The sequence below is a fragment of the Streptomyces sp. NPDC104226 genome (assembly GCF_055584085.1).
The window spans coordinates 17,507-34,056 of the sequence record NZ_JBVJMS010000002.1; the positions used below are offsets into that span (position 1 = coordinate 17,507).

General features: G+C 69.9%; 20 protein-coding genes and 2 pseudogenes. 12 read left to right on the forward strand and 10 right to left on the reverse strand.

What is annotated here, in order from left to right; all coding sequences use genetic code 11:
* The first annotated feature begins 76 nt into the window (after positions 1-76).
* Both ACZ60J_RS05520 and ACZ60J_RS05525 read left to right on the forward strand, forming a co-directional pair.
* Positions 77-985 (forward strand): ABC transporter ATP-binding protein, encoded by a 909-nt coding sequence (locus ACZ60J_RS05520; protein WP_469679138.1) that lies wholly within the window; start codon positions 77-79, stop codon positions 983-985.
* Positions 982-1,827, forward strand: a complete 846-nt coding sequence (locus tag ACZ60J_RS05525; protein WP_469679139.1) for an ABC transporter permease — start codon at positions 982-984, stop codon at positions 1,825-1,827. Before ACZ60J_RS05520 ends, ACZ60J_RS05525 begins: the two co-directional genes overlap by 4 nt.
* Positions 1,828-1,905: 78 nt before the next feature.
* On the opposite strand, the pseudogene ACZ60J_RS05530 reads toward ACZ60J_RS05525, so the two are convergent.
* From ACZ60J_RS05530 to ACZ60J_RS05550, 5 genes and pseudogenes are all read right to left on the reverse strand, one after another.
* A pseudogene (locus ACZ60J_RS05530) lies at positions 1,906-2,137 on the reverse strand (Tn3 family transposase); the annotation flags it as partial.
* 131 nt (positions 2,138-2,268) lie between these two features.
* Positions 2,269-2,754, reverse strand: coding sequence for a hypothetical protein (locus ACZ60J_RS05535; RefSeq protein WP_469679140.1), 486 nt, complete (start codon positions 2,752-2,754; stop codon positions 2,269-2,271).
* Between the two features lie 16 nt (positions 2,755-2,770).
* Complete coding sequence (locus ACZ60J_RS05540; RefSeq protein ID WP_469679141.1) at positions 2,771-3,745, reverse strand: site-specific integrase; 975 nt, start codon at positions 3,743-3,745, stop codon at positions 2,771-2,773.
* 62 nt (positions 3,746-3,807) lie between these two features.
* Entirely contained in the window at positions 3,808-4,575 is a 768-nt protein-coding gene (locus tag ACZ60J_RS05545) for a hypothetical protein (RefSeq protein WP_469679142.1), read from the reverse strand.
* Positions 4,485-4,871 carry a hypothetical protein gene (locus ACZ60J_RS05550; RefSeq protein WP_469679143.1) on the reverse strand — a complete coding sequence of 129 codons (387 nt, stop codon included), beginning with the start codon at positions 4,869-4,871 and terminating at the stop codon, positions 4,485-4,487. Before ACZ60J_RS05550 ends, ACZ60J_RS05545 begins: the two co-directional genes overlap by 91 nt.
* A gap of 693 nt (positions 4,872-5,564) precedes the next feature.
* Here ACZ60J_RS05550 and ACZ60J_RS05555 point away from each other — a divergent pair.
* From ACZ60J_RS05555 to ACZ60J_RS05570, 4 genes are all read left to right on the forward strand, one after another.
* On the forward strand, positions 5,565-6,242 hold the full coding sequence (locus tag ACZ60J_RS05555; RefSeq protein WP_469679144.1) for a response regulator transcription factor: 678 nt from the start codon (positions 5,565-5,567) through the stop codon (positions 6,240-6,242).
* Positions 6,235-7,704 (forward strand): sensor histidine kinase, encoded by a 1,470-nt coding sequence (locus ACZ60J_RS05560; RefSeq protein WP_469679145.1) that lies wholly within the window; start codon positions 6,235-6,237, stop codon positions 7,702-7,704. Before ACZ60J_RS05555 ends, ACZ60J_RS05560 begins: the two co-directional genes overlap by 8 nt.
* A 1,634-nt stretch (positions 7,705-9,338) precedes the next feature.
* Positions 9,339-9,590, forward strand: coding sequence for a hypothetical protein (locus ACZ60J_RS05565; protein WP_469679146.1), 252 nt, complete (start codon positions 9,339-9,341; stop codon positions 9,588-9,590).
* Positions 9,577-10,041, forward strand: coding sequence for a hypothetical protein (locus ACZ60J_RS05570; RefSeq protein WP_469679147.1), 465 nt, complete (start codon positions 9,577-9,579; stop codon positions 10,039-10,041). Before ACZ60J_RS05565 ends, ACZ60J_RS05570 begins: the two co-directional genes overlap by 14 nt.
* Positions 10,042-10,158: 117 nt before the next feature.
* Here the strand turns inward: ACZ60J_RS05570 and ACZ60J_RS05575 are convergent, their stop codons facing one another.
* From ACZ60J_RS05575 to ACZ60J_RS05585, 3 genes are all read right to left on the reverse strand, one after another.
* The gene (locus ACZ60J_RS05575) at positions 10,159-10,866 is read right to left on the reverse strand and encodes a Fic family protein (protein ID WP_469679148.1); all 708 of its coding nucleotides are present in this window, start codon (positions 10,864-10,866) and stop codon (positions 10,159-10,161) included.
* Positions 10,853-11,575, reverse strand: a complete 723-nt coding sequence (locus tag ACZ60J_RS05580) for a hypothetical protein (protein WP_469679149.1) — start codon at positions 11,573-11,575, stop codon at positions 10,853-10,855. Before ACZ60J_RS05580 ends, ACZ60J_RS05575 begins: the two co-directional genes overlap by 14 nt.
* Before the next feature lie 139 nt (positions 11,576-11,714).
* Entirely contained in the window at positions 11,715-11,954 is a 240-nt protein-coding gene (locus tag ACZ60J_RS05585; protein ID WP_469680286.1) for a hypothetical protein, read from the reverse strand.
* On the opposite strand from ACZ60J_RS05585, the pseudogene ACZ60J_RS05590 reads away from it, so the two are divergent.
* The 3 genes and pseudogenes from ACZ60J_RS05590 to ACZ60J_RS05600 all read left to right on the forward strand — a co-directional run.
* Positions 11,910-12,046: pseudogene (locus ACZ60J_RS05590) on the forward strand (transposase); the annotation flags it as partial. The gene ACZ60J_RS05585 and the pseudogene ACZ60J_RS05590 overlap by 45 nt on opposite strands.
* 252 nt (positions 12,047-12,298) lie before the next feature.
* Entirely contained in the window at positions 12,299-12,736 is a 438-nt protein-coding gene (locus ACZ60J_RS05595) for a hypothetical protein (RefSeq protein ID WP_469680287.1), read from the forward strand.
* A gap of 10 nt (positions 12,737-12,746) precedes the next feature.
* Positions 12,747-13,091: a hypothetical protein gene (locus tag ACZ60J_RS05600; protein ID WP_469679150.1), complete on the forward strand. Its 345-nt coding sequence runs from the start codon at positions 12,747-12,749 to the stop codon at positions 13,089-13,091.
* 188 nt (positions 13,092-13,279) lie between these two features.
* Here ACZ60J_RS05600 and ACZ60J_RS05605 read toward each other — a convergent pair whose 3' ends face one another.
* Entirely contained in the window at positions 13,280-13,459 is a 180-nt protein-coding gene (locus ACZ60J_RS05605) for a hypothetical protein (RefSeq protein WP_469679151.1), read from the reverse strand.
* A gap of 463 nt (positions 13,460-13,922) precedes the next feature.
* Here ACZ60J_RS05605 and ACZ60J_RS05610 point away from each other — a divergent pair, with 463 nt between their 5' ends.
* The 3 genes from ACZ60J_RS05610 to ACZ60J_RS05620 all read left to right on the forward strand — a co-directional run bounded on the left by ACZ60J_RS05610 (position 13,923) and on the right by ACZ60J_RS05620 (position 15,594).
* Positions 13,923-14,252 carry a hypothetical protein gene (locus ACZ60J_RS05610; RefSeq protein WP_469679152.1) on the forward strand — a complete coding sequence of 110 codons (330 nt, stop codon included), beginning with the start codon at positions 13,923-13,925 and terminating at the stop codon, positions 14,250-14,252.
* 19 nt (positions 14,253-14,271) lie between these two features.
* A complete protein-coding gene (locus ACZ60J_RS05615; RefSeq protein ID WP_469679153.1) occupies positions 14,272-14,844 on the forward strand; it encodes a hypothetical protein in 573 nt (190 codons plus the stop codon).
* 573 nt (positions 14,845-15,417) lie between these two features.
* Entirely contained in the window at positions 15,418-15,594 is a 177-nt protein-coding gene (locus ACZ60J_RS05620) for a hypothetical protein (protein WP_469679154.1), read from the forward strand.
* On the opposite strand, the gene ACZ60J_RS05625 is transcribed toward ACZ60J_RS05620, so the two are convergent.
* A complete protein-coding gene (locus ACZ60J_RS05625) occupies positions 15,581-16,174 on the reverse strand; it encodes a class I SAM-dependent methyltransferase (protein ID WP_469679155.1) in 594 nt (197 codons plus the stop codon). The two genes, ACZ60J_RS05620 and ACZ60J_RS05625, sit on opposite strands and share 14 nt — an antisense overlap.
* Positions 16,175-16,550: the final 376 nt, after the last annotated feature.

A 16,550-nucleotide genomic window follows, 5' to 3' on the forward strand; every position in this document is an offset into this window, starting at 1 on the left:
GGTTGACACCCGTTCTCTCCGATTGTCATCGGTGGTCCGATTACGGGCGGGGTCGCCCACCGGCACCGTTGTCACCGTGATCGAAGTCAACGAGCTCACGAAGCGATACGGCGGCACGACGGCCGTCAAAGATCTGACCTTCACTGTGCGGCCCGGCCAGGTGACCGGGTTTCTCGGTCCGAACGGCGCCGGCAAGAGCACCACGCTGCGGATGATCCTCGGCCTCCACGAGCCCACCAGCGGCACCGTCACCGTCGACGGCCGCCCTTTCCGCGACCGGCCCCGCGGCCTGCGTCATGTCGGCTCCCTTCTCGACGCGCACGATGTGCACGGCGGGCGCAGCGCGGTGGCGCAGCTGTCCGCCCTGGCCCGCAGCAACCGCATCCCGCAGCGTCGGGTGGAGCAGGTGCTTCGGGAGGTCGGCCTCGCCGAGGTCGCCCGGCGCCGCATCGGCGGATTCTCGCTCGGCATGAAGCAGCGGCTCGGCATCGCGTCCGCCCTGCTCGGCGAACCACCGGTACTGCTCTTCGACGAGCCGCTCAACGGACTCGACCCGGAAGGCGTGAAGTGGGTGCGTGAACTGTTCAGGCGTCTCGCCGCCGAGGGCCGCACGGTGTTCGTCTCCAGCCACCTCATGTCCGAGATGGAGCACACCGCCGACCATCTGATCGTCATCGGCCGCGGCGAGCTGATCGCGGCCGAGAGCCTCACGGAGTTCTCCGCTCGCGGCACTGGGCAGAGCGTCACGGTGGGTACGCCCGCCACTGCCGTGCTGAGAGATCTGCTGACGGCCGAAGGCGCGGCCGTGGACACGGAGGGCGACCTGCTTGCTGTGACTGGTGTGACCGCGGTCCGGATCGGTGAGATCGCCATGGAGCACCGCATTTTGCTGCATCACCTCAGCACCCGGTCCGCCTCATTGGAAGAGGCGTTCATGGAGCTCACCGCCGACAGCGTTCAATACCTCGCAGGAGACGCTCAGTGACCACGACCTACGCTCCCGTTGGCGGACTTGGCGCCGACGAACCCCGCGCCCGCTTTTACGATCTGGTGGCCGCCGAGTGGATCAAGCTTCGGTCGCTGCGCTCGACCTGGATCGCGTACGGAGCCACCGCCCTGGCCGTCATCGCGTTCAACGCGGGGACCGCCTACGACACCTACAACTACTGGCTGGAGCGGAGCGCGGCGGACCGGGCCGACTACGTCCGGGCCGGGATTCCGCTCCAGGAGGCGTTCACGGCGAACTCCGCCATGGTCATGATGCTCGCCCTCGGTGCCATCGGCGCCGTCGCGATCGTCGGCGAGTACAGCACGGGCACCATGCGTACGACGTTCGCGGCCGTTCCGGACCGCCGTTCGGTGATGGCCGCCAAAACAGTGGTCGTCACCGCGGTCACCACCGTCTTCGGCTCGATCGTCGCGGGGGCCTCGTTCGGCCTGACGCAGACGATCCTCGACGGCCGGGGCGCAGGCATATCGATGAGCTACCCGGGCGCCCTGCGTGTCGTAGTGGCGTCCGCCCTCCTTGCGCCCGTGTGCGCGGTCGTCGGCATGGCCCTCGGCTCCGTCATCAGGCACACCTCGGCCACCATGATCGCCGCGGTGGCGGTCATCCTCGTGCTGCCCATCGTCTTTACCGAGGGCCGCCACTGGTCAGCGGTCGCCGGGCACGCCACGCTCTATCAGGCGTGGTTGCGGCTCGTGGAGGTCGGGCCCCGCCAGACCGACTTCCCGTGGACGACCGGCGGAGCCTGGACCGTCTACGCGGTGTGGGCGCTCACCGCAGCCGTGCTCGCCGTCACCAGCGCACAGCGGCGCGACCAGTGAGAGGCCCGGTCGGCCAACTGCCCGGGTATAGGCACCCCGGCCAAGGTGGCCGCGACCAGGATGACGGGTTGACGACCGCTATTCCTCATCTACGGCATCGGGGTCACGCAGGGACCGCCGGCCACCCGGCAGGTCCGGGAGCTGGAAGGAATACCGGTCGAGCAGGTTGATCTGGTGTCGCATGAACGGCGAGAGGCGGGCCACGTCCTCGCCCCGGACCTCGAAGCCGTCGGCCCGGAGCTGGGTGATGGCGGCATCCATGGAACAGCACCAAGGCGTTGAGGACGAGGCCGAGGGTGCCGATCTGATTTTATCCGAACCAGCCCAGCTCGACGCTGAACTCGTCCGCAAAGTGCGTCCGCCACGGAAAGTAGTCGTGAAGTAGCCGGGCGAAAGGCCGTCCCGGGCGTGTCGCGCGCCGAGGTCGGCCGTTCCGCGGGCCTACTGGGAGAACCCGTAGGTTCGAACTGGGTCGAGATGCAGTTCGTAGGGCCCGAAGCAGTCCGCCGCGAGCGTTGCGACCGCAGCGCCGCAGGGGCAGGCTCGGTTGAGTCCTTCGTTACCGGTCGGCCCGCAGCAGCCAGTGCTGTTCTCATAATTGGGCAGCGGTCGAAGGTCCGGGGCGTCCTCCGGGTGCACCAGCACCGTGCCCTGAACGCCGGCCGAGATAACGAACCCCTCCTCACGGCAGACCAGTGGTCCTCGGGCCTGCGCCGGCTTCGGGTCCTCCTGGTCGTCCTGCACGACGTAGGGAGGCCCCCAGGGCTCGGAATCGATCACGTAGCGGCCCCGCGGAACGGTGGAGGGGGCCCGACGTGTCTCCTTGTCCCGGTCGCGTTCGTCGTCGGAGAAGTTGGGGACGGAGGCCACATCGGCAAGCTCCGGCGTGATCGCGGTGCCGCACTTGGAACAGAGGAAGACGGTCATCCCCTCGTTGTAGTCCTCAGGGCTGCTGGTTCGCACCTTCGTTTGGCTGCTCGGAGTCGAGGTGCCCGACCACACCGCGGAAATCGGGCATGCCGAGGTGGACGGTGGTGTGCCGGGCATCGAGGTCACGCATGGCGGCGAGCTTCTGTTCGGCGGCGGCAAGGCTGGCCTCGATCGCGGCGACTTCGCCGAGCCAGCCCTGTTCCCTGGCCTCGCGGAGCCGGTCGAGCAGGTTGGCATGGATTTCCTCCAACCGGAGCATCTGCGCGGGATCGGGCCGAAGGACCGGGCAGCGGATGCAGTCGTGCTCATGGACGCACGGGGTGCCGAAGTCGCGTGCGCACACGCCCAGGGCGACCTTCCGCAGTTCGAAGTGGTCCAGGAAGTCGCGCCACTCCTTGGCGATGGGTTCACGGTACTCCTGGCTGGGCCGCAGTGAGCGGCGGCGGGCGATGAAGGCCCGGTGGTGGTTGATGACGTCCTCCGCTCCGGGTAGATCGCGGCGTACCCGAGCGTGGTGTCGGCGGTCTGGTGGCCGCAGATGCGGGCGGCGATGTGGGGTGGCAGGCCGGAGCGCAGTGCATCGGTGACGAAGATCCTGCGGCAGTTGTGCGGGGTGTAGTGCAACGACTGGTCGCCGGGGCCGGTCAGTCCGCTCGCGGGCGAGCGCGCCGTTGAGGCAGGTGTAGACCGAGTTGCGGGGGACGGCGCGGTCTTCGGGGCCGACGGGCCGTTGGAGAAACGGCATCGGTGCGCGCCACAGCCGCTCTAGGTTGTCGTAGGCGCAGACCGCCGGCATGGCGGGTTGGCCGCGGCGGACGCCCTGGATGATCGCGGTGAGGACTTGGCCGAGTTCCGGGCAGATCAGCAGCAGCCGCTCCTGGTCGAGCTTTGAGGGGGCGACCTGGATGGGCACGATCTCGCCGGTGGTCGGCAGCTGGTAGGCAACGAAGCTGTGGTGGGTCCGTTCCAGGGCCTCCTCAATGCGCATGCCGGTGTGCCGCAGTACTTCGACGAGCGCCCAGGCCCAGAAGGCTCGTTCCTCCTCGACGGTCAGGTCGCGGCGCCGACCGGTGGCGGGATCGTCGGCGGCCCAGCGGGCGAGGTCCTGGTAGAAGGCGCGGACCCAGGTAAAGACGGAGTGCGCGTTGTCCCGGGGCGGATCGTGGTGCCGTGCCGGTCGCGGATCACGGCCACCCGTTCCCGCCAGCCCGCGACGGTGTCCGTGTCCAGCCGCAGCGAGCTGATGCCGGGGTGGTGGGTCTCCAGGTCGCGCCAGAAGATCCCGGCGAGGGTCCGGGCCAGGTCCTCCAGCGTCGTGTAGTCGACATCGGCGGCGCACTCGGTCAGGTAGTCGACCAGCAGGTCGCGCACCGGCGTGGAGGCGATGGAGTGCCGGTCGACCATCGCCGCCGACGTCTGCTGCCCGGGCAGCATCATGGTCTTCAGCCGGGTCGGGGCGACGGGGCCAAAAGCGCCGGTCTCAGCGAGGAATGCGTAGAAGAGGTGCTTGCCGTGGTGGCCGTTGGCCTGGTGCTCGCCGATGGCGTGCTGCAGCTCAACGCAGTCGCCGATGGTGATGTCCTGGATGGTCCCACCTTTGCGGGCGAGGATCCAGGTGACGCGGTTGAGCGCGTTGTTGCAGTCGTTGGCCCCGGCCCGCCCGGACTGCGCGTACCGGGCCGTGAGCCGAGCGAACCCGTCGGGGTCGGTGGCGTTGCGGATGTGGGTCAGCAGTTGGGAGGGCCGCTGCCGCAGCAGCCAGCGGTAGGTCGGGAGCGGACCGCCTGTCCGCCGAGGAGCGGGATCATGCCGCAGCACAGATCGATGCGGTCGTAGTTGCGGGCGCGCTGACGGTCGGCCAGCCACTGCATGGGCAGTCCGGGCCACTCCCGGCCGGCCGCCTCGGCGCCGCTGGCGAGCCAGCGTTCCTGCCAGGTGCGGCCGGCCTGCAGCCAGTCGAGCAGCTTCACCAGGCCGCGCCAGCAGGTGCGCTGGTTGGCGTCGCTGACGGCGGTGAACGGCAGGGTGAGCATGCGCTCCAGCACGAGCTCGGGCGGCTGCTCGGTCTGCCACCAGGTCGCTGGTGCTTCGCGCGGCTCCTGCCCGGCGGGCACGCGGGCCGACCGTGCCCGGGGCAGCGCGAGGTTGACCGCCGTAGCGGTGGTCGCGCCGGCCCTCCGCTCAGGACGGCGCGGCCGGAGCCGGGCAGGACCGCCGGGGCGGCCGGGGCGGGTGTGGGTGACTGGTTGGCGGCGGCGGCGACGGCTTGGTCGACGCCGGCTCCGGCACGGTTGGCGTCGATGAGGACTCGGGCGACGTCGACTCCCCTGGCGTCGAGCTGACCCATCTTGGCCGCGATGTCGGTCCGGGGAGGAGAGGATCGCGTCGCGGACCACGCCCTCGGGCACCGTCGCCTTCAGGAGGTCGGCCTCTCAGCCGACGTGCACCTCCAGGACCTCGCGGGAGCCCCGCGTCGCGGTGTAGGGAGGGCCGGCCCGCGGGAGGCCGGCGCCGGGCGCAGTCCCCCGTCCCGGTTGCCTGGGACCGGCAGGCCGGGCGGGGGCCGGTGGCGGGTCAGCGCTGGGGGTGCCGTCCCAGGTGCTGGTCAGGTGCTGGCCGTCGGTGTTGATGACGGTCAGGCCGGGCAGGTCGCCGCTCGCACGGCGACGACCCGCCGATCGGCCGCGTCCGAGACTCGCCCAGCGCAGCGGGCCTCATCGCACGGGTCCTTGACCTGCTGAAAAGAGGCTGAAGCTCCCTGAAGATCATTTCAGGGAGGTCTTGGCGTCCCGTGGATACTGACGACCATGAGAATGCTGGTGATCGAAGACGAGGAGCGGCTGGCCGCCTCCCTCAAGCGCGGCCTGGAGGCCGCGGGGTACGCAGTCGACGTCGCCCACGACGGCAGGATCGGTCTTTCGATGGCGGGAGACGAAGTCTACAGCGCGGTCATCCTCGACATCATGCTGCCGGGCCTGAACGGCTACAGGGTCTGCGCCCGGCTGCGCACCGACGGCGTCGACACCCCGATCCTCATGCTCTCCGCCAAGAACGGTGAGTACGACGAAGCGGAGGCGCTGGACACCGGCGCCGACGACTACCTGGCCAAGCCCTTCTCCTACGTCGTCCTGGAGGCGCGGCTCCGCGCTCTGCTGCGTCGCGGCGGCCCGCGGGTGCGCACCCGGCTGCGCCTGGGCGACCTGTGGCTCGATCCCGCCGCGCGCACCTGCGGACGCGGAGAACATCGGGTCACCCTCACCGCCAAAGAGTTCGCGGTGCTGGAGTGCCTGGCCCGCCGGGCGGGCGAGGTCGTCCCGAAGATGGACATCGTGGACGACGTGTGGGACGTGTCGTACGACGGGGACATCAACATCGTCGAGGTCTACGTCAGCACCCTGAGGCGCAAGATCGACGCGCCCTTCCAACGCACAGCAATCGAAACGGTGCGTGGCGGCGGCTACCGGCTGGCGGCCGACGGTGGGTGACGTTCGCGCGGGCCGGGACCGCCTCGCCGCCATAGCAGGCCTCAGCACGCTTGCCGTGCTCGGCGCGGGCCTCGCGTCCTCGCTGTTGATCAGCTTCATGCTGCCGCCGCCGATAGGTGCGGGCTCCGGTCTCCTCGGCCGTGTTCTCGGGCTCATCGAGGAGGCGGCGGCGCCCGGTGCGCTGCTGGCCGCCTCCTTGGTGGCCACTGCCGTATGGAAGTGGGGTGGGAGCGCGCGCAGTCGCAGCTCGGTGACGGCCGCTGCCGCGACTGCGCTGTTGGTGACCTTCGCCAATGCGCGCTGGATGCCCACCGTTCTCATGTCCAGCACCGGTCAGACGTCCCTCTATCTGCCGTGGCTGGTGCTGAGCATCGCCGTCGCGGTCCCCGGACTACTCGTCGCCGCCACCACCTGGGCGAGCGCGCCGCCACGGCAGGAAGGCGCACGGGCCGCGGACCGGGACCGCACGCCTTTCATCCTGCTCCCGTTCTCCTCAGCGACGGCCATGGTGGGCACGGGCGCTTGGTTCATCGCCCTGAGCAGCGCGTATCACGAGTCCACGCGCGCGCTCACCAACTGGCTGTTCGTCATCGGCGGCGGACTCGCCGTCGGCGCCACCGCGTGGGCCGCGACCCGCATCGTTCTGGGGCCGGTCGAGACCCTCAACCGTGAACTGCAGGAGATCACCACCAGCCGTGCCTTCGACCAGCGCATCACGGTCTCCGAGATCGGGACGGTGGTCCCCTGGCTGGCTCGCACCATCAACGTGACGCTCGATCGCATCTTCGCCGGAGTCACCCGCCAGAGGCTCTTCATCGCCGACGCCTCCCATGAATTGCGCAGCCCCATCGCCAACCTCCGTACCTCCCTCGAGGCATCCCTGGCCCATCCCGAGGACGTGGACTGGCCCGGGACGGTACGGGACGCGCTCACCGACATCGAGCGGCTCCAGCGCCTCACCGACGACCTGCTCCTGCTCGCCCGGCTGGACGACGCCGCCCATCCGGCCGGCACGTCCGTCGACCTCGCTGCGCTCGCGCACGACCTGGTCGAAGAGTTCCGCCACCTCCGCATCCACCAGACTCTGAGCTTCACCTTCTACGCCGACGACCCGGTCGTCGTCCACGGCAGCGCCGTGCAACTGGAACGGTTGCTGCGCAATCTCCTCGACAATGCCGCGCGGCATGCCCGCACGGTCACGGACATCACCGTCACCTCCGGCGCCGATGGCCTGGCCCGGGTCGAGGTGCGCGACGACGGCCCTGGCATCCCCAGCGCCGACCGTGAGCGGGTCTTCGAACGTTTCACCCGCCTGGACAGCGCCCGCGCTCGCAACACCGGCGGCACCGGGCTGGGCCTGGCCATAGCCCGCGAGATCGCGACCCGGCACGGCGGCACTGTCCACGCGGCCCCCAACCCATCAGGAGCCCTCCTCATCACCGGCCTGCCCCTTGAACAGTGAGCCATGGACCACCGATGGCGTGGCGCGGCCCGGGCAACGGCCCCGGCCCGACGCTGTCCGGCGCTTTGCTTCCGTGTCAGTGAAACTCCGTACCCGTATGCACTCGTAGTCGATGCCTCGGGCAGGCCGTGTCGTTAGGGCAGGGCCGGATACGAGTACGGGAGGAGCCCACGTGGGAAAGACCAAGAAGGGCCGCAGGCACCGCAGCGTCAACCGGACGCCGCGGCCGGTGAGCAGGTCCGGGGCGGGCGGGGCACCCCCGACACCGCCCTCGGGGGACCAGTCCGCTCCTGATGGACCGGTGCCCGCGCCGGAGCGGTCGGTCTTCGCGAGCAGGACGGAAGGAGGCCTCGGCCACCCCGCACAGCGCACGTGGAACGCTCTTCGGACAGCGGGTGCCCGGGAGAGCACGGTCCAGGAGGTTTGCGGCGTCGTCGGGTTCACCCAGCGCACGGTGCTCCAGCACCTGGAGGGACTGGCCGCGCGCGGAATGGCCGCCCGGGGAGCGGGTGGAGGCTGGACGGCAGCCGGCCCGGCCCGGCCACTTCCTGATCCCCGGCCCGGCGATCCGGCGCGGGCGAGGGCCCTCCTGTAGGAGGCTCACGCGTTCAGGGTGTGCGGCCGGTAGCCAGCTACTGCTTCCTGCCGCGAGCAGGGCGAGTCGTCGGACTTGACGTGTTCCGCGAGGACCTCGCGCTGCAGGCACCCGCAGTAGCCGAGCTCTCCGGAGAACGTGCCCCGGGTTCAGGGACCTTGCACCGGGGGATGTGGGACGGATCGCGGAGATCCGTGGGTGAGGGGACTGCGCTGTGGTCGGTGGGGCTGATCAGAACCTGCCTGAAGGGACCAGCACCTCGCCGGGCCCGGCCGCCTGGTCGTCGCCCTGCACGGACGAGGTTTCAGCTTGGCCCGCCGGTCTCTCGGCTCGGGGATCGTGTGCTTGATCTGATGTCTGCGCAGGTGACGCCGATTACGTCGGCAGGTCCCGCGTCCCCGCTCCCGGGAACACGCCCCGAGGCCCTGTCAGGGCCCGACTGCACCGGAGCTAGCGGGTACCGCCCCGCACCCTTGGCCGGTGCGGTCTGCTGCCGGTGGGCAGGGACGGCGGCGGGTCGCTTCCACGAGACGCGGCGAGGCGACCGGTGCCACCCTGGTCGCGGATCTGGTCCAAGTCGGCGGCCAGCAGCGGCCACCGGCGGGAGCCGACCAGCAGGCCGGCCTCCTTATCGGGGAGGACGTCCTTGACGGTGCCGACGATCGCCGCGTGCGCGAGCCGGTTGAGGCCGCGCCTGCTTCACCGCCTTCGTCCGGTCGCCGAGGTCCAAATCCCTCGGCACAGCGAGGCCCTCGTCAGGGCCGACGACCATGCCGAGGCTCTCGTCAACTTCGGCGCGGGGATACGAGCCGGCCCACCACCCGTTGGAGGACGGCGGCGAAGACGCAGGCACGGAATCCGCGGCGGACGGGGACGAGGGCGAACATGGTGACGACGGCACGGTCCATCTGCCGCTGGACACCGGCCCGTCCTAACGAACCGGACCTACTTGAAAACGACCCGGCCATCCGACAGGACCCTCGTGCGAGGCAGACACTCGTCCGGCGTCAGGTTCCCGCGCATCTACGACTCGCAGAACTTGATACGCGCGCCCAGCTCGGTGAACCCCTCTGCGGCGCTTCGCGGCAAGACCGTAACGCCGGAACGGCTCCGCGTCGACCGCCAGCTCGAAGAAGCCCTCGTCCACGGCCCCGACCCACTCCACCTCGCCGAGGGCTTCGGCCTGGCCGAGAAGACCGCCATCCGCTACGCGGACTCGGCCCGGCGCCTCCTGGAAACCAGTGCCGAGTCGTGGAACATCGTGAAAGCATCCATGGATGATCAACGCTGAGGACCTGGTCGACAGGCACCTTCTGAAGGTGACGACGTCCTGGCACCACTACCAAGAGACTGAACCCTCCCTCCTGCACATGTGGCTGCACATGGACGGCCTCGGCCCCGTCCGGTTCCACACACCGGGCGACGGGTTGTCCCTGGAGATCGACCAGCCTCACGGCCCCTACGACATGGACGAATACGGCCACACCACGATCGAGGACGACCTAACCAGTTTCCCCATGGCCCGGTTCGTCGGCCAGCGGATCCTCTCCGTCCGGGAGATCCGCTACCAGCGCGGCGACTACGACTTCGCCGTCGGCATCACCGTCCAGTTCCCCGGTGGCATCATCCGCATCCTCAACCTCGCGGACGAGATCGTCCTGGCCCATGACCAGCACCTGGGTCCGGTTGAGGAGCATCTCCACGAGGTGATGACGCCCACAAGCGAAGACTCCTCACCGTGAGTCGGAGCGAACCCGCGGGGGTTCCCTCTGAAGAGCCTTCAGTTTCCCTGAACCCACGGGACTCTGGGGGTCCAGCCGAGGTGAGCCCAAAAGCCGCCACGGGATGATCTTGGTGAGTCAGCAGTGCGGTTCGGGGAGGAGGTCTTCGTCCGGTTCGAGCTCACCGTCCTGGCCGTCGTGATCGGCCCAGGTTCCGAAGGGTCCGGGTAGGCCGGGCTCGTAGGTGCCGAGGTTGAGCACCCCGATGAGAGTGGCAAGGTCGGCGGCACCGGCCGGGTCATCTGCGTAGCGGCTGGTCTGGAGGGGGCCGACCTCTGGAAGGACGATGTCCTCCCGCGCCAGGACATAGACCAAGGTCAACAGTGCGGCGCGGGCATTGCCATCGTCGAAGGGGTGGAAGAACGCCACGTCGAGGTAGGCGCGGGCTGCGCGGGCCGCCAGCGGGATGTCCGGGTCGGTCGTCTCGTTCAGGCAGGAATCGAAGTCGGCCTGCGTGTGAAGGGTCAGACCGTAGCGCTCGCGGCCGACCTTCGCATAGGCGTCGCTCACGCGGAACGGTGCCCCTGCTGCAGCGAGGACTTCGCGTTGCCAACGGGCCAGCAGGGCGAAGTTCAGCGGGGTCTGGCGTGCGGCGTCCTCCCGGGCCAGGGTGTGCGCGGCGAGTAGACGCTCAGCGCGAATCGGGTCGCGCCGACGCACCGGTCCCTCGCACCAGGACCGGAACCCGTCGCGGCCAGCCGGAACCCGTTGCAGAGCCGGAGAACGCCGCCAGTCGACCTCGCGGCGCACCCGCAGCCAGACCGAGAGGCTGTCAGTAGCGATCATGGAGCTTCTCCAGCGCTTCCCACTCGCGGTGGTCCCGGTACGGGGCGTGGCCGGTGAGGCCGACGGCGAGGTCCTCGCCGACCGACTCGACCAGACTCCGCTCCGGGTAGACCCAGCTCGTGAACCGGCCGCCGATCGCGCGCTCCACCGCTCGCGCGGCTTCGGCCCGGTCCATGCCGGTGCTGGTGAGGAACCAGCCCAGGACGATCGAGGTCTGGCCACGCCAGGCATTGTCCGCGCCCGAGTCCATGGTGTGGGTCACGAGCCGGACGCAGGCCCGTTCCAGGTGCCAGCTGCGATCCTCGGGCGACGCGTCCGGCGGCGGCGCCAGCTCGGCGAAGCGCTGAGCCGTCCGCTCCAGCCACTCCCGCCACTCCAGCAGCGCGGCCACGACACGTGCCGCGGTCTCGTCGGGGGTCGTCACCGAACTCGGCCCGCCGGTCCAGTTGCCGATGGGCCCACCGCTGTAGTGGTACCAGTTCCATCCCCAGGCCCAGGTGCCGTATCGCTCCCGGATGATCGCGTCCACCTGGCTCTCGCACCAGCGTTCTCCCTGCCACCAGCCGGCCATACCGGAGAGCACAGGTGGCACCCACTCGCGGACCAGCGAGCGGAGGTGCTCCTCCTCGTCCTCGTCCCAGGCGAACGACTGGCGGGCAGGGTCGAACTCTTCCCAGTCCCGAATGCTCTCGTAGGTGATAGGGGGCACGCGGTTGTCGGGGAAGGACAGGATGTCACGGTTGTACGTCAGGGCTGGCCACTCTTCCTGTCCGGTGCAATCGACCCGTCAGTCTCGGCTCAATGCCCCTGGGACCGCTAACGGTTTTCGGACCGTGTCAGCTTGTCCGTCATGCCGCTGCTGCCTTGTCGTCGCCGAGCACGCTGAAGTCGAAGTCCAGGCGGGCATCGTAGGCGTCAGGGGTGATGCCGAGTTCGTGGGTGGAGTACTCGTCGAACCGCTTGATGTGCCCGGTCAGGTACGGGATACCTGGGCGAGGTCGAGTGGGTCGACCGGGCGCCCCTCGGCCTGCAGCTCGCGGACTATGAGCGAACACCTCGGAAACGAACGCGGAGATCTTGCAGGTCACGGGTCAGGGAACTCCCGCAGGGAACCTCGCCCAAAACGGTCCTGACCGACGCCGACGCCGTCACGCTGGCGATTCCGCGCGACCGGAACGGCGTTCCGCCGTCTGGGGGCGTTGAAGGCGCGAGGCATCTGCTCGCTCGCGGGCGTGGGAATGCATGCGACCGGCCGGGCCCGCTCCCTGGTGGACCGGGCCCGGCCCAAGGCGGGCGAGGGGGTCAGCGGCGCCCTGGGGGAAGCGAGCAGCCCCGTGCCTGGCTGGAGGCCGAACGCCCTCAGTGGCTGGCCGCTCTCGCCCGGGCCCAGGACATCGGCCTGCACCAGGAGGTCATCGACACGGCCGAGGCGATGCACCGGGTCTCCGAGGCCACCCAGCACTGGGACACCTGGGCGGAGGTCTTCCAGCGGGCCGTCACCTCCGCCCGCGCCATCGGTAGCAAACGCCACGAGGCCATCCACCTGAACTACCTCGCCTGGGCCAACAACGTGAGCCTCACCGACTACCAGGCCGCGCCGGCGGCCGCGCAAGGAGCGCTGGCCGCAGCCCGCGAGTGCGGCGACCAGCTCGAGGTCGGCTGGGCCCTGGGCTACATGGGCGGCGCCCTGAACCGCCTGGGCCGGCTCGACGAAGCGACAACCCGCCTCCAGGAAGCGGCCGACCACCTCGCCCGACAGCACGGTGCCGACTACCGGATGGCCGAGATCACCACCCGCCTCACCCTCGGCAAGCAACTGCGCGACACCAGACAAGCCGGGCGAGGCCCTGACCGTCCACCGCCGCTGTGAAGCCATCTGCGTGGCCGGCGTGCCGGGCAAGCCCGCAGAGAAGATCCGCCTGTACCTCGCCGTCGCCCACCTGCACATGGGCCACGACCTCATAGCCCTGGGCCACTGGCACGAAGCCGAAGACCCCCTGCGTCACGCCGTCACCCAGCTCGGGGCCGCCGGCATGCCCGCCTGGAGCGAACCCGGCCGCCTCGACCTCGGCATCCTGCTCGCCCGGCTCGGCCTCATCGAAGAAGCCCGCGACACGCTCACCACCGCCCACCGAACCCTCAGCGAGCTCGGCCACCCCCGCACCGCCGAAGCCACCGCAGAACTGCGCCAACTCCCCGACACCACCTCCACCCACCACAGCTGACACACCACAGCTGAAAGAGGCGCCGGTGGCAGGGCCGGCCACCGGCAAATCGCTGAACTCGGCCCGCAGGGGTGCCTCGGGAGCTGTTCGTGGTGGTCACGGCCGGGCCCAGCCGTTGCCACCCACGAATTCCCCGAAGGGGAATTCCCTGAAAGGCCGCCAGGCCTCCGCCCCCGCCGGGGGCGCGCCTACGTCGAGCACACCGCGGCCAGCTCCCGCAGCCGGGCCTCCGCGAGGCGGATCCCGGCTGCGAGGGTCTCGGGCGACTCGCCGATCTCCGCCGCGCGCTGCACAGCGGCCGGGGCATCGGGGTCCAGCAGGAGAACCCGCACCCGTACGTCGCCGCGGATCAAGTGGGCGCGGAACACGCTGTCGTTCAGACCGATCAGCCCGAGCCCCCGTACGGCCAGGACGTCGAGCCGACTCGCGGTGCGGGCGTGGCGCTGGATCTCCTCGCGGGCAGCAGCCTGCTCCTGACCAGGTGTCGTCGATCACCATCGAAAGGGTCTGACCCGGCACGCCCGCGCCATGGCTCCCTACGTTGGAGTCCAGGGCGGTGTAGCTGCCCGGCCGGGTCACGCTTGTCCGGGTCAGGGCTGCAACGGGCAGGTGTGTTGCAGCGGCCGTGTTGCACGGCCGAGCGGGTGCTGGATGGTGGGGCGCAGGGCCCTGCCCGTGTGGCTACCGGGCACCGACCGGGCCCTGCTTGCATGGGGGAACCCGTCGTCCAGTCCCCCACGTGGACCTTCACAACATCTGTGCCCGCTGGCCACCCGGTCGGCCAGGACACCAGGCGAGCCCTATACGACCAGCAGTACGGGGGTGCTGATAATGCCGTTCGATGAAGAGTGGGCCGCTGACAAAACGGCCACATTCATAGAATTAGATAAGGAAGACAGTACGGGCGGATCCTCATCGGCGCTGGGCTCGGTCGGCTATGCCGTCGAGGACGAAGACCTCGGCGAGATTGGCCACGCCGCCAAAGCCCTCTTCAACGGCCTGAAACCCTCCGGGAAACACGCAAACGCTCCGAGCGAGCGCGCAGAGCGCAGCTTCAAGGGTGACGGCCTCGACACCGGTGCCGCGCTCTCGGCGGGAACCACGGCCTCCAGCCCACCGCCCGGAAGTGGTACCAGAACGGCATCAAGGACGCGGACATGAAGAGGAGCCAACGGTACTGATGAACAAGAAATACCTGGCACTTCCCGCCGCACTCGCGGCTGCCGCGGCAGTCCTTGCCGCCATCAAGCTGTGGCCCAGCACGCTCAAAGACCTGCGTGCACAGAACCTCTGCCTCGGCATGCTCACCGAACAGACCGCGGGCCTACTGAATGACGGCAAGGGCGGCAGCCTCAGTGCCGACGAGCACAAGAGCGGAAGATCCCCGGCGGATCCAGTCTTCTCCACCATCTGCTTCATCACCCGGGGCCCGGAAGGCCACACCGCGGACCGAATCCAGTACACCCTCGACGCCAGGCCCGCCGACACCCTCAACGACCCGATAAAGGATGCCACGCGGCTGACCGCCGGCCGTTCGGGATGGGTGAGCCCCCGGCAGAGCGAGGTCCAGCTCCCCGCAGGCTGCCCCAAGAAGATGAAAACGGACGCCGCCTACGTCACCATCACGCTGAAAGTCGCCCCCGGCGTCGTCGTGGCAGAGAACTGGGACGAAACATCCCTTACCACCGACTCCCGCACCCTGATCCTCGAGGCCGCCGACAACCTCGCCAAGCAGTACGACTGCACCGCATGATGCCGACGTCAGCAGTACCCATCGTCTACAGGCCCCACTGACGCAGGCTGATGGGCTGCCTGTCAGGAGACTCCCACGGCCTCGATGGCCTGGCCCAGTCGGGAAGTTCGCCACCGGCGCCGAGCAGCGCACCAAGACCCTCATCGCCGCCGCCTGCGAGCGGCGCGGTGGTGAGCATGGCGGGGCGACGGCCGGGTGGTCTGCGCAGCGGCGGCCGTCCTGGACTGGCCGAGTGGTCGGGGATGTGCGCGAGACGGTCGTGAGGCGCGCGCACGCCACGTGGGCCGAGGAGGAGCGCTTCGCCCACGAGCGGATCCGGCGACCCACACCTGCACCGCGCACCCCCAACAGCACAACCCGCACCGCCGCCAAGGTCAGCGCACATCTGCCCGCTCAGCTCGCCGCGCTCGGCTGCACCGCGCAGCACTGCACCGACCGTGCGGACTCGTACGTCACGATCGTGCGCGAGGACCAGGCCGTCATCACGGTCCGCGGCCTGACCGCCACCAGTCACGACGTCAGCGTCGGCCAGACCGTCGCCGAGTACGCCGGGGTGGCTGATGACCTGCCGCGATGGTCCTCAGCAACGAAGGGGCATGGACCGGTCTGGACCCGGAGCAGGCCCCGCTCGGCCGCAGGATCCGCGAGACGCTGGCCGGTGCTGCGGCGACAGCCCAGCAGCCGTTCGGACCGGGCCCCCAGTACCGCGTCGGTCTCGAAGGCGACCGGGGGTACGTCAGTTCTTCGTAAGGACGGCCACCAGGAAGTCGGCCCCCTCGGCATAGGGCTGCAGGTCCCACGTGGACAGCAGGAGACCGGGGGCCAGACCGGCGGCTTCGGCGTCCTGCAGGAATTCTTCGGGCGGGTAGCCGCGCTCGGTGCCGAAACCGATCACCGCTCGCCCCTCTGCCCGTAGGTGATGCGCGAACCGTTCTAGGACGACGCGGCGCGTGTCGGGGGCGAGGAAGGTCATCACGTTCCCGGCGCACACCAGGACGTCGAAGTCCTTGGCGGGGAGGTCCAGCTCGGAGAGGTCCCCGGTGAGCCATTGCGCTCCGGGGTGATCGGTGCTGGCCGCGGCGACGAGGGCCGGGTCGAGGTCGACACCCGTGACGTCGTGTCCGACCCGGGCCAGGTATCCGCCGACCCGGCCGGGACCGCAGCCCGCGTCGAGGATCCGGGATCCGCGGGGAACCATCGCGTCGATGAGGCGAGCCTCACCATGCAGATCGGCGCCGTCCTCGGCCAGCTTCCGAAAGCGGTCGATGTACCACTGAGAGTGACCCGGGTTCTCCTTGAGAAGGGCGAGCCAACCGTTCTTGTCGTTCACTCTGTCAACTATGCCTGACCTGGCGTAGAAGCATGTGCGGGCCGTTGGTGGGTGAAGGAGAGCTCGTCGGCTGCCCGCACAGAGTCGGCGAAGGAGCCGGCAAGGGCGAGACGGACCTTCCAGGCCCTCGGTCAGCGGGCCCCAGGAGCGCTTCGCGTCCCGGCTCGCGGGCGGCGCCCACGGATCGGCGGCTTCCCGCACCGGCGCCGCCGGAGCGGTGGCGGGCGCGGGAGTCGGCGCGGCGGCAGGTGCGGGCACACGGGCGTCGGCCGAAGCCGAAGCCGAAGCCGACATCGGGGCCGGAGCGGGGGCGGGGGCCGGGGCGGGGGCCGGGGCGGCAGCGGGGGCCGCCGCCGGGGAGGAGAGGATCGCGTCG

What these genes read in the sequence shown, in the direction of transcription:
- ACZ60J_RS05595 (WP_469680287.1), top strand. Translation starts at nt 12,299, where the DNA reads ATGCACCGGGTCTCCGAGGCCACCCAGCACTGGGACACCTGGGCGGAG.
- ACZ60J_RS05540 (WP_469679141.1), bottom strand. Translation starts at nt 3,745, where the DNA reads ATGCGCATTGAGGAGGCCCTGGAACGGACCCACCACAGCTTCGTTGCC.
- ACZ60J_RS05620 (WP_469679154.1), top strand. Translation starts at nt 15,418, where the DNA reads ATGGTCCTCAGCAACGAAGGGGCATGGACCGGTCTGGACCCGGAGCAG.
- ACZ60J_RS05555 (WP_469679144.1), top strand. Translation starts at nt 5,565, where the DNA reads ATGAGAATGCTGGTGATCGAAGACGAGGAGCGGCTGGCCGCCTCCCTC.
- ACZ60J_RS05575 (WP_469679148.1), bottom strand. Translation starts at nt 10,866, where the DNA reads ATGATCGCTACTGACAGCCTCTCGGTCTGGCTGCGGGTGCGCCGCGAG.
- ACZ60J_RS05615 (WP_469679153.1), top strand. Translation starts at nt 14,272, where the DNA reads ATGAACAAGAAATACCTGGCACTTCCCGCCGCACTCGCGGCTGCCGCG.
- ACZ60J_RS05610 (WP_469679152.1), top strand. Translation starts at nt 13,923, where the DNA reads ATGCCGTTCGATGAAGAGTGGGCCGCTGACAAAACGGCCACATTCATA.
- ACZ60J_RS05570 (WP_469679147.1), top strand. Translation starts at nt 9,577, where the DNA reads ATGATCAACGCTGAGGACCTGGTCGACAGGCACCTTCTGAAGGTGACG.
- ACZ60J_RS05535 (WP_469679140.1), bottom strand. Translation starts at nt 2,754, where the DNA reads ATGACCGTCTTCCTCTGTTCCAAGTGCGGCACCGCGATCACGCCGGAG.